This window comes from Turicimonas muris (genome assembly GCF_002221595.1).
GTDB classification, from domain to species: Bacteria; Pseudomonadota; Gammaproteobacteria; order Burkholderiales; family Burkholderiaceae_F; genus Turicimonas; species Turicimonas muris.
This window is the reverse complement of record NZ_NHMP01000002.1, coordinates 409,363-420,577: the sequence shown is the minus strand read 5'-3', so window position 1 is coordinate 420,577 and position 11,215 is coordinate 409,363. Positions and strand designations below refer to the sequence as shown.

At 44.5% G+C, this 11,215-nt stretch carries 8 protein-coding genes; 6 read left to right on the top strand and 2 right to left on the bottom strand.

All coding sequences use genetic code 11. From position 1 onward, the window contains the following. Nucleotides 1-2: 2 nt before the first annotated feature. Nucleotides 3-1,838, bottom strand: a complete 1,836-nt coding sequence (locus ADH67_RS05210) for a sulfatase-like hydrolase/transferase (RefSeq protein ID WP_066595679.1) — start codon at nt 1,836-1,838, stop codon at nt 3-5. Between the two features lie 90 nt (nt 1,839-1,928). After that, complete coding sequence (locus ADH67_RS05205; RefSeq protein WP_066592035.1) at nt 1,929-2,246, bottom strand: HU family DNA-binding protein; 318 nt, start codon at nt 2,244-2,246, stop codon at nt 1,929-1,931. A gap of 503 nt (nt 2,247-2,749) precedes the next feature. Between ADH67_RS05205 and ADH67_RS05200 the strand changes: the two genes are divergently transcribed. The 6 genes from ADH67_RS05200 to ADH67_RS05175 all read left to right on the top strand — a co-directional run bounded on the left by ADH67_RS05200 (nt 2,750) and on the right by ADH67_RS05175 (nt 11,215). Further along, a complete protein-coding gene (locus ADH67_RS05200; protein ID WP_066592030.1) occupies nt 2,750-4,885 on the top strand; it encodes an acetate--CoA ligase family protein in 2,136 nt (711 codons plus the stop codon). A gap of 29 nt (nt 4,886-4,914) precedes the next feature. Further along, nucleotides 4,915-5,496 (top strand): 2-oxoacid:acceptor oxidoreductase family protein, encoded by a 582-nt coding sequence (locus ADH67_RS05195; RefSeq protein ID WP_066592029.1) that lies wholly within the window; start codon nt 4,915-4,917, stop codon nt 5,494-5,496. A gap of 2 nt (nt 5,497-5,498) precedes the next feature. Further along, nucleotides 5,499-6,752, top strand: a complete 1,254-nt coding sequence (locus ADH67_RS05190) for a transketolase C-terminal domain-containing protein (RefSeq protein ID WP_066592027.1) — start codon at nt 5,499-5,501, stop codon at nt 6,750-6,752. Continuing rightward, the gene (locus tag ADH67_RS05185) at nt 6,752-7,813 is read left to right on the top strand and encodes a thiamine pyrophosphate-dependent enzyme (protein ID WP_066592020.1); all 1,062 of its coding nucleotides are present in this window, start codon (nt 6,752-6,754) and stop codon (nt 7,811-7,813) included. Before ADH67_RS05190 ends, ADH67_RS05185 begins: the two co-directional genes overlap by 1 nt. A gap of 16 nt (nt 7,814-7,829) precedes the next feature. After that, nucleotides 7,830-9,458 carry an NAD(P)-binding protein gene (locus ADH67_RS05180; protein ID WP_066592017.1) on the top strand — a complete coding sequence of 543 codons (1,629 nt, stop codon included), beginning with the start codon at nt 7,830-7,832 and terminating at the stop codon, nt 9,456-9,458. Nucleotides 9,459-9,811: 353 nt separating this feature from the next. Then, nucleotides 9,812-11,215: an FAD-dependent oxidoreductase gene (locus ADH67_RS05175; protein ID WP_066592015.1), complete on the top strand. Its 1,404-nt coding sequence runs from the start codon at nt 9,812-9,814 to the stop codon at nt 11,213-11,215.

Genomic DNA, 11,215 nt, shown 5'->3' with positions numbered 1-11,215 from the left:
ACTTATTTAAGAAATTTAGTCATCTCTTTTAGAGCCTCTTTCCAATAAGAGGGCACATCTCTATCTGATGCTTTGTCGTTGTTGGGCAAACGATAATCTAAGCTTCCTGCCTTGTTAATAATGACTATTCTTTCCGGCTCAATAAAGGCATCATTGCTGTAATTGCTGCCAAACACAAATTTACGTTTTGAATCTCTCCAGAGAGATGCCCCAGAAGAATAATCCTCTATTGGATTTTCGCATCCTAAAGCATCAGTTAGTAGCGTAGGAGCTATATCAAGCATTGAAGTTCTGTAACCAACCTCTTCAGCTTGTTTCCCGGGCCATAAAATAACGAGAGGAACTCTTGCTTGATATGTTGTGAAATTCCCATTGTGCCCCCAGAAATTCTTTTTATTGTCGTTAAATTCTTCTCCGTGATCTGCCCCTATCACTATGATCGTCTTGTTCAGAAGATCTTCTTTTCCTAAGAAATCAATTAGTTTTTTTATATTCCTATCAGCAAATCTAACAGCATTCTTATAACGATTAAAGTAAGGTTCTCGATCAAAATCGTTGTTCAATTCCAAGTGATTTATTTGTTTCCAATATGGTTCATAGAACGTGTTCTCTGTATCTTCTGGGAAAGCAGCAGAATGTACATTATCTAAGAAGATAAAACCAAAAAACGGCCCTTTATTTTTTTTCTCCTCAGCCCATTTTTCAAAATCTCGGATAGCGTCCAGATCTCTTTCTATAACGTTGTTCCCTTTTGATGACAGTCTTAAGTCTTTAACGCCTGCAAATATAGTCTGATTAAACTCCGGCATGGTCAAACCCGCGCCGGTAAAAGCTCCGATAGAATAGCCACGCTGTTCAAGAGCTTGAACTAATATAGAAGGGGTCTTTGTAGACAGAGCTTTAAACCAATAACTTCCCGGGAGGCCCGTAAACAATGTAAAGATTCCGTGTCTGGTGTTTATGCCTCCGGAAATATGATCTTTGAATACAATTCCTTCCTTAGAAATTTCATAGGTATTCGGCATGTACTCTTTATCGAGCATGTCCGCCCTTAAAGAATCAACGAAAAGAAAGAGAATATTGAAATCCTCTCCATTTTTTTTACAAACAAGCGGATGAAGAGGATAGTTCATCTTCTTGTTCTTTCCATTCCCAGGAAGTTCAGTTGAGTAAACTTCCTCTTTTGTCAGAATCCCAGTCTTTATAAGCAATTTGCTAAAAGTCAAGGGCTTATTGAGAGGGAGCATTTCACTCACTTCAACATAATTTTGTTTATGTGTAGCAAAAGCAAAGCCGTGAATGCCGTTGGTAATTATTAGAAGGAGCAAGGAGAATACAAAAGTAGTGACAGCAAATCTTTTGCTTTTATTAAGTTTCACGGCTAAAAAGACACATAAAACGGCTGCTGCAACACAAGCAGCTGAAAGTCCGAAAATTTCTATGAGCATCTTGGGCGAGAAAGAGACGATCTGACCTCCTCCCAAGAATGTCATTTCTAACATGGCTAAATTGATGTGTAATCTAAACTGATTAAAAACGAAGGTATCAGCTAAGAAAAGAATCAAAATAACGGCATCAAGCAAAAGAGAAAGAACAATAACGGTTTTTCTTAACTTAAAAATATTGAAAATTCCAGTCAACAACAGTTGAACAAGGAAAGTTATAAAAAAATAAAGGGAAAAAGCTACGGCATAAAAATAAACAAAATTGAACCAGCTCCAACTTTCTGTATCCACAACACTTACGAATCTGCCTGAACAGATAGATAAGCATATGGACATAAATAAAGAGTTATATAGGAAAAAAGAAAATTGAAGGCGCCCCGTTCTATCTTTCATCATTTTTATGCAATTTAAGGAATTTTTCTTATACTCTAAAGAAAAAGCCCTCGGTTTAACTCGAGAGCTCTTGACAGAATAAATTAATTCTTATTTCTTAGCAGCTTTCTTAGTTCTACGAGCTGATTTCTTAGGTACATTGACCGCATCTTTGAACTTCTTGCCAGCTACGAATTTTGGAACTGTGGCTTCAGCGATCTTAATAACAGCGCCTGTAGAAGGATTGCGGCCTTCACGTGCTTTGCGGACAGCAGACTTGAAGGAACCGAAGCCAATGATTGTGAATTCACCACCAGCTGCTACAGTTTCAACTGTCTTTTCTACAAATGCGTTGAGAACTTTTGCAACATCGGCTTTTGTCAGGCCAGTTTGTTCAGCAATCGCATCAATCATTTCAGTCTTGTTCATTGGAATTCCCCTTTACGACGGTTATTTGAAGGTTTGAACATAGTTAACAGTCCAACTATACGCTAATTTGCAACAAATTTTATAAATTTTTTATCACAAACCCTCTTGTTTACTGACTTCCTGCTGTTTTTTTCCAAAAAACAACAAAAAATCTAGCAATTTTCTCGCTGCTTTTGACTTGAAAAGTTCTTTCCTCTTTTCTGAATACTTCTTTCTCTCTCCACTACCGAGAATCCGGTATAAAAAATTTAAATCTTAGTAACAACTTGTCTTCAGAATTCAACTGTTTAGTATTAAAGTACAAACCTAATTTCAAATTATAAATTTGATTTTCATAATGTGAAATATTTACACATTAGTTTGCTTGTAAAATACCAGGTCAGCTAAGTATTGACCTGCGATGGGATCAAAACCATCTTGTTCCTCAAAACGATGGTTATAGTCCCTTGTTGACTGAGCATTTGTTTTTGATAATTTTTAGCCTCTACTAAAAAAGGAATGAGATGTCAGTAAGTGCAATGGACAAAATCATGAGTCCTGCCTCGATGGCAGTCATTGGTGCATCTTCCAGAGAGCACACCATTGGTTTCGATATCATGAAGAATCTACAGAAATACGGCTACTCTGGAACGATTTACCCGATTAATCCTAAAGATTCTGAAATTCAAGGCTTAAAAGCCTATCCATCCGTTTTGGATGTTCCCGGCCCTATCGATATGGCCGTTATCGTTATTAATTCCAAGTTTGTTCTTTCAACAATCGACCAATGCCATCAAAAAGGCATCAAGGGCGTTGTAATTATCAGCGCAGGCTTCAAAGAAACAGGTCCTGCAGGGAAACAGTTAGAAGAAGCTTTAGTCGCCAAACTTCATGAATACGGAATGACTTGCGTTGGCCCAAATTGCCTGGGAGTTGTAAACACCGATCCGAAGGTCCGCTTAGACGCTTGCTTTGCCGAAACTCTCCCGGTTCGCGGAGACATTGGTTTCGTTTCTCAGTCCGGAGCTCTCGGTGGCGGTATTCTAAATATCCTTAAAGATTTGAATATCGGTTTTGCCCAGTTCATTTCAATCGGCAACCAAGCTGACGTCAATGCTGACTCCGCTATTGAATACTGGGAAAATGTTGACGATGTTCATCAGATTCTTCTTTATATGGAATCTATTGCTGATCCTCAGAAGTTCAGAACTTTGGCAACAAGAACCACCAAAAAGAAACCTATCGTGGCTCTTAAAGCTGGCCGCTCTGCAGCCGGAGCTTCTGCAGCTTCTTCTCACACAGGGTCTTTGGCCGGTGCCGACAAGGCCGCAGCAGCCCTCTTAGCACAATCCGGTGTTATTCGTGAGTTCTCTTTAGAAAACTTATTCAACACCGCTAAAGTCTTCAGTCATTGCCCGATTCCTAAAGGCGATCGCGTTGCCATCGTCACTAACTCCGGCGGTCCCGGAATTATGTGTACCGATGCTGTAGTTGAACACGGTATGCAAATGGCTCAGTTGTCCGAAGAAACAAAGAATAATCTTCGCGCATTTCTTCCACCGGCAGCCTCCGTCAAGAACCCGGTTGACATGATTGCTTCCGCTCCGTTGGAACACTACAAGCAGACATTAAAGACTGTACTTGCTGACGACGGCGTAGACATGGTTGTTGTCATTTACCTGCCGTTCTTGGGTTTGAAAGACATTGATGTTGCTAAAGCCATCATGGAAATCAAAGCCGAGAATCCTTCTAAACCGGTTGTCGGAGTCTTCATGACAACTCAAGACTTCTTCCAGAAGATTTCTGAAATGGAAGTAAATATCCCGTTCTTTATGTTTGGAGAACAAGCTGTCGAAGGATTGAACCGCTTGAACCAACAAAGAAAATGGATCGCTAGACCGGAAGGAAAATTCCCTGAATTTAAAGTCGAATCCGAAAAAGTTAAATCTGTTTTCTCCTCCGTCCTTTATGAAGGAAGAGAACAGCTGACAACCGCCGAAAGTCTTGCAGTCTTGTCCGCATACGGCATTCGTGTGTGCAAAGACGGAGAAGCCAAAGATTTAGACCAAGCCATCGCTTTAGCCGACAAGATTGGCTATCCGGTTGTCATGAAGCTTAACTCTAAGAAGATTTCTCATAAGACAGATGTAGGCGGTGTCCGTGTAGGTATCGAAAACGCTGACCAGCTTAGAGCTGAATATACTGACATGGTCAATAAGCTTAAAGCTAAGAATCTCCTTGACGGTATGGAAGGCGTCATCATTCAGGAAATGGTTAAGAGCGACAGAGAAATGGTCTGCGGTATCGCAACCGATCCTCAATACGGCCCGATGATGATGTTCGGTTTAGGCGGCGTATTCGTGGAAGTCATGAAAGACGTTTCCTTCAGACTTGCTCCTTTGAGCGATCTTGATGCCCTTGACATGATTAAGTCCGTCAAAGCTTACAAGCTTCTTGAGGGTGCCAGAGGGGAGATTCCTGCTGACATTAACCAAATTAAAGATATTCTTCTAAGACTTTCTCAGCTGGTTAAGGACTTCCCGTTTGTTGATGAATTGGACATCAATCCGTTAATGATTAGTGATAAAGACGGAGAACCCATTGCCGTCGATGGAAGAATTAAGATTCGTCTTCAAGAAGCAGAAAGATTAATTAAGTAAACCCAATAACTAACTATAAAGGAACTAAAGTGTTTCAGATTCGTCTACACGGCCGAGGAGGCCAAGGTGTAGTTACCTCAGCCGAAATGCTCTCCATTGCAGCATTTACTGAAGGTCACTATGCACAAGCGTTCCCAAGTTTCGGAAGCGAAAGAACCGGTGCACCGGTAGTTGCTTTTGCCCGCGTTCACAATGAACCTATCCGCTTAAGAGAACCGATTATGGAGCCGGATGCAGTCTTGATTCAGGACCGTACCCTTCTCGAAAGCGTCAACGTATTCGGTGGATTGACACCAAACGGATATGTTTTGATTAACAGCTCTCATTCTGTCGAAGAATTAGGACTGGAAGACTTGGCAACTAAACTACCTAAGGGCCACCTTATTACTCTTCCTGCGACGGAATATGCGATGAAGCACATCAAACGTCCTCTTCCTGGTGCAGCTATGCTTGCTGGGTTTGCCGCTCTTACTGGCAAATTGAAGCTCGAAAGCATTCAGGAAGCGTTCAAAACTAAATACAAGGGCAAAGTTGCTGAAGCTAACGGTCTTGTAGCCGCCGATGCTTATCACTTTGTTCTTGAAGCTAAAAAGAAGATGAAGGAGGCCTAAGAATGCTTAAGCAAATTCAAGGTTCTCAAGGCGTCGCTCAGGCAATTGCACTCTGCCGTCCGGAAGTTATTTGCGCCTACCCTATTTCCCCGCAGACTCACATTGTCGAAGCCCTTGGTGCATTAACCGGAAGCGGTAAGTTGGAAGACTGCGAATTCATCAACGTTGAAAGCGAGTTCGCCGCAATGAGTGTGGCCATCGGTTCTTCCGTTGCAGGTGCACGTTCTTACACCGCTACTGCGTCTCAGGGACTGCTGTTTATGGCAGAAGCTGTGTACAACGCATCCGGTTTGGGACTTCCAATCGTGATGACCGTTGCATCCCGCTCAATCGGCGCACCTATCAACATTTGGAATGACCACTCTGACTCTTTATCTCAACGAGACAGCGGTTGGCTCCAAATTTTTGCAGAAGACAATCAAGAAGCCGTTGATATGCACATTCAGGCATTCAAGATTGCCGAAGAACTTTCCATTCCAATCATGGTCTGCATGGACGGTTTCGTCTTGACCCATGCTTATGAAAGAATGGACATTCCTACACAAGAGCAGGTGGATGCTTACCTTCCTCCGTACGATCCAAGACAGAAGCTCGATGTAAATCATCCGGTTTCCATCGGAGCGATGGTCGGTCCTGAAGCCTTTACCGAAGTTCGCTACTTGTTCCATCACCATACTATTGAAGCTCTTCAAGCCATTGAAAAAGCTTCCGAAGACTTTGAAAAGGCCTTCGGCCGCAAATCCGGTGGTTTGCTAAGCCCATACAAGATTGAAGGTGCAGACACCATTGTTCTGGCCTTAGGCTCCGTCATCGGTACGATTAAAGACACTATCGATGAAATGGAAAAGGAAGGTAAGAAGGTTGGCTTAATCGGCATTAAATCCTATCGTCCCTTCCCGGATAAACAGCTCGCTGAACTCCTGAAAGGAGCAAAGAAAGTTGTCGTTATCGACCGTGCACTGCAGGTTGGAATCGGCGGTGTAGTCACTGATGATGTTATCCGTGCTACCCGCAAGATGGACCTAGACATTTTTTCCGTCATTGCCGGCTTAGGCGGCCGTCCAATTACAAAGAAAGGTCTTAAAGATGTCTTCAATAAAGCTATGAACGGCGAACTTGAGGAACTTTATTTCTTGGATTTGGATAAAGAACTCGTTGAAAAACAATTGAAACGCGAAAAAGAAGATCGTCACACAGGACCTCTTGCTGAAGCAGTAGTTCGTGACTCCGTCAGCATCCATAAAGGAGGCATCTAATGAGCGAACATCAAATTAAGTTCTATCAGACCGGCACTTTTACTGTCGGTAACCGTTTATTGGATCCTTCTCAAAGATCCGGACAGGCAAATATCGAACGCTTCAACTCCCTGAACTCCGGCCACAGAGCCTGTCAGGGCTGCGGTGAAGCACTCGGCGCTCGCTATACGGTTGACGCTGCCATGAAAGCGACTGACGGCAATTTGATTGCCGCTAACGCTACAGGCTGCTTGGAAGTGTTCTCCACTCCTTATCCGGAAACCAGCTGGCAGCTTCCATGGTTCCACTCTCTTTTCGGCAATACTGCGGCTGTCGGTACAGGTATGGCAGCCGCTATGCGGGTTAAAGCAAAAAAGAACGGCGGTCCTTTGGTCCGTGTCCTTGCCCAAGGCGGTGACGGCGGTACTACCGATATCGGCTTCGGCTGTTTGTCAGGTATGTTCGAAAGAAATGATGACGTCCTTTATGTCTGCTACGACAACGAAGGCTATATGAACACTGGTGTTCAGAGGTCTTCTGCTACACCTCCGGCTGTCCGTACTGCCACAACACAGATCGTTGGCTCACATCCTGGCAACGCTTTCGGTCAAGGGAAAGAAGTTCCGCTGATTGCTATGGCTCACGGTATTCCTTACGTCGCTACAGCCAGTATCGCAGACCTACGCGACTTGGAACGAAAAGTTAAGAAAGCCATGACTTTCCACGGTGCCCGCTATATTCACGTACTGGTACCATGCCCTCTCGGCTGGGGAGCTGCCTCCAAAGACACCGTTAAACTTGCCCGCTTGGCACAAGAATCCGGCTTGTTCCCGGTCTTCGAAGCTGAATACGGCGAGATCACTAACGTAACTAAGATCAGAAAACTTGCTCCTGTCGAAGACTACATGAAGCTGCAGAAACGCTACGCTCACTTATTCGGACCGAAGGCCGATCAAAGCGCCTTGATCAGAATTAAAGCAATTGCTGAAAGAAACATTCGCCGCTTCGGTCTTCTTGGTGATGAAAGAAGCGAACCAATGCCTCCGGCAGTTCAGGCTGACGAACGCGCAGACAGACTATAACGAGGAGAGATAAATCGTGAAAAAACCTTTTGCTATTACTCTTGATGTCGGAAGCTCTCTGGAAAACAGAACCGGCAGCTGGAGAACATTGCGCCCGGCTTATGTTCATAAGCTTCCTCCTTGCAACAATCAGTGTCCTGCAGGCGAAGATATTCAAGGCTGGCTTTTCTATTCCGAAAGCGGCAACTACGAAAAAGCCTGGCGTCATTTGACAAAACGCAACCCTCTTCCTGCCTGTATGGGTCGTGTTTGTTATCACACTTGTGAAGGTGCATGCAACAGAGGATGCTTGGATGAGTCCGTCGGCATTAACTCCGTTGAACGCTTCCTTGGCGACCATGCTATCGAGAACGGATACGCTTTTGTTAAACCTAAGAAACTTTCCGGCAAGAAAGTTTTGGTTGTCGGTTCCGGTCCTGCCAGCCTTTCAGCTGCTTACCAATTGGCCTTAAAAGGACATGACGTCACTATTAAGGAAGGCAGTCCCCAAGCCGGCGGCATGATGAGATACGGTATTCCTAAATATCGTCTTCCAAGACATGTTTTGGATAAAGAAATCCAAAGAATTCTTGACCTCGGCGTTAAGCTCGAACTTAACACGACCGTCATGGATGTAAACGACGAAATGAAGAACAACGGCTATGATGCCGTGTTCCTCGGAGTTGGTGCTAACCTTGCCAAACGTGCTTATATCCCGGGCGGAGATGCTAAGCATATGCTTGATGCCGTTTCTGTTCTGAGAAGCATGGAAGGAGAAGGAGAACCTCTGCTCGGCCGTAAAGTCGTTGTTTACGGCGGCGGCAACACTGCTATCGACGTAGCTCGTTCCGCTAAGAGATTGGGTGCTGAACCTCTCATCATCTATCGCCGTACCCGCGACAAGATGCCAGCCCATGACTTTGAAGTTGAAGAAGCTTTACAGGAAGGCGTTTCCGTCAAGTGGCTGTCTACTATTTCCGAAGTAGACAGCGGTCAAGAAATCAAGATCGAAAAGATGAAGCTGGATGAAAACGGTCATCCGCAGCCTACCGGAGAGTTTGAAACCGTTAAGGCTGATGCCGTAGTTTTGGCTTTAGGCCAGAACGTTGACTTAGGATTGCTGAAGTCCGTAGAAGGCTTGAAGATTGAAAACGGCAGCGTCATTGTTGACTCCAACATGTTTACCGGCGTTAAAGGCATTTATGCCGGCGGCGATATGGTTCCAGGAGAAAGAAACGTTACCGTGGCTATCGGACACGGCTACAAAGCTGCCAGAGCTATTGATGCATTCTTGAACGGCAAAGAAGTTGTTGTTCCTCCGAAACATCAGATTGTTACTTTCGACCAGCTCAACACTTGGTACTACTCCGATGCTCCTAAGACTGTGCGTCCGATGCTTGACATGGTTCGCCGTCAAAACACCTTCGATGAAGTTCAGCATGGCTTGACTGAAGAGAATGCCTTGTTTGAAGCCAGACGCTGCATGTCATGCGGCAACTGTCTGCAGTGTGATAACTGCTACGGTGTCTGCCCTGACAACGCCGTTATTAAGACCGGTGATGACAACGTTCCTTATATCTTCAACTATGACTATTGCAAAGGCTGCGGCATTTGTTCTTCAGAATGTCCGTGCGGTGCAATTAACATGGAAAAAGAATCTATCTAGTCCTTAGATATTTCTGAACAGGCCGGCTTTCGCCGGCCGTTTTCTTTTTAAGACTTCAGCAATAAAACCGGTAGCTTGATTAATTGACTGCACGAATTTTTAACAGAAATTCAAAAAGTTAGTCATTCTTGCCGTAGCTTTGTGTTAGCTCAATTCATTTAATTTCCTCTACCACGGCAGACTGCCCTCCTCTCTCCTTTCCTGCTGCATACCCTTTTTCTTCCTTTTCTCGCCTAAATTTTGTGCTAACAAAAATAATTGAACGTTCATTGACCTAGATCAAGGTACTTAAGTACCTCCCCATGAAAAAATTCAATCATCGAGATAACGATGAATCTTTCAAGGAGAAAATAATGAAACGTCTTTTAATCGCTTCCCTGTGCACAATTGCATTTAGCTCTTTTGCATTTGCCGAAGAAACTGACTTGGTTGTTGTCGGTTCGGGCGGCGCCGGAATGTCTGCTGCTCTTACAGCAGCCCAAGCAGGCAAGAAAGTCATTATGCTTGAAAAAATGCCAATTATCGGCGGCAACACCAATCGTGCAGAAGGAGGCATGAATGCTGCAAGAACACTTCAGCAGCTTGAAAACGGCATCACTCATGACAGCGCTATGACTATGTCATTGGACGCTCAAAAAGGCGGACATTACCTCAACAATCCGGAATTGACTTTGGCTCTCGGAGAAAATGCTAAAGAAGCAGAAGCTTGGATGCTCTCTCTCGGTGCAGATTTCTGTCATAGAATGGGCAGAGGCGGCGGTCAATCCGTAGCCCGCGGTCATGGTCCTTGTGATGGTTCTGCTGTCGGCGCTCACATCATGAAACTCTTCTACAAGACAGCCAAGAGCATTCCGGGAATCGAAATTCGTCCTTCTAATAAAGTAACGGAAGTCATCGTCAAAGACGGTAAAGTTGCCGGCGTTAAAGTTATCGGCAAAGATAAAAAGGAATACACCATCGACTCTAAAGCCGTTGTTTTGGCAACCGGGGGTTTCGGTGCTAACGCCAAGATGATTGAGTCTCTTAGACCGGAATACAAAGGGTTTGCAACCACTAACCACCCGGGAGCTTTAGGTGAAGGCATCGATTTAGGCCTTAGGGCTGGAGCTACACTGGTTGATATGCGCGAAATCCAAGCTCATCCGACAGTGGTTCCGGTTAAAGGAATTTTGATTTCTGAATCTATGCGCGGCCGCGGTGCTTACTTGGTAAATCAGGATGGTAAACGTTTCATCAATGAACTTCTGCCGAGAGATATCGTTGCAGCCGGCGTTTTAGCTCAACCGACCGGCAAAGCCTGGATCTTGATTGATAACGCTCTAGTACAGAAAAACAAGCTTGCTCAAGGATACATTCAGCAAGGACTGGCTGTAAAGGGAAACAATGTCGAAGAATTAGCAAAAGGCATTGGTGTTCCGGCTGCCAACTTAAAGGCCACAATGGAACAATATGCTAAGGCTTTTGAGACTAAGAAAGATGAAGCTTTCGGACGTCCGGAAATGATTACGCCTAACAACGTATTTCCGATGTATGCCATTCAGATCACTCCGGCTATTCACCACACCATGGGTGGCTTGAGAATTAACAAGAATGCCGAAGTCATTGGCGTTACCGCTAAACCGGTTCCCGGATTGTTCGCTGCCGGTGAAGTCACAGGCGGAGTCCACGGCGGCAACAGAATCGGCGGAAACGCAGTCGCTGACATCATTACTTTCGGACGCATCGCCGGCAAGAGCGCCGCCGACTACATCAAATAA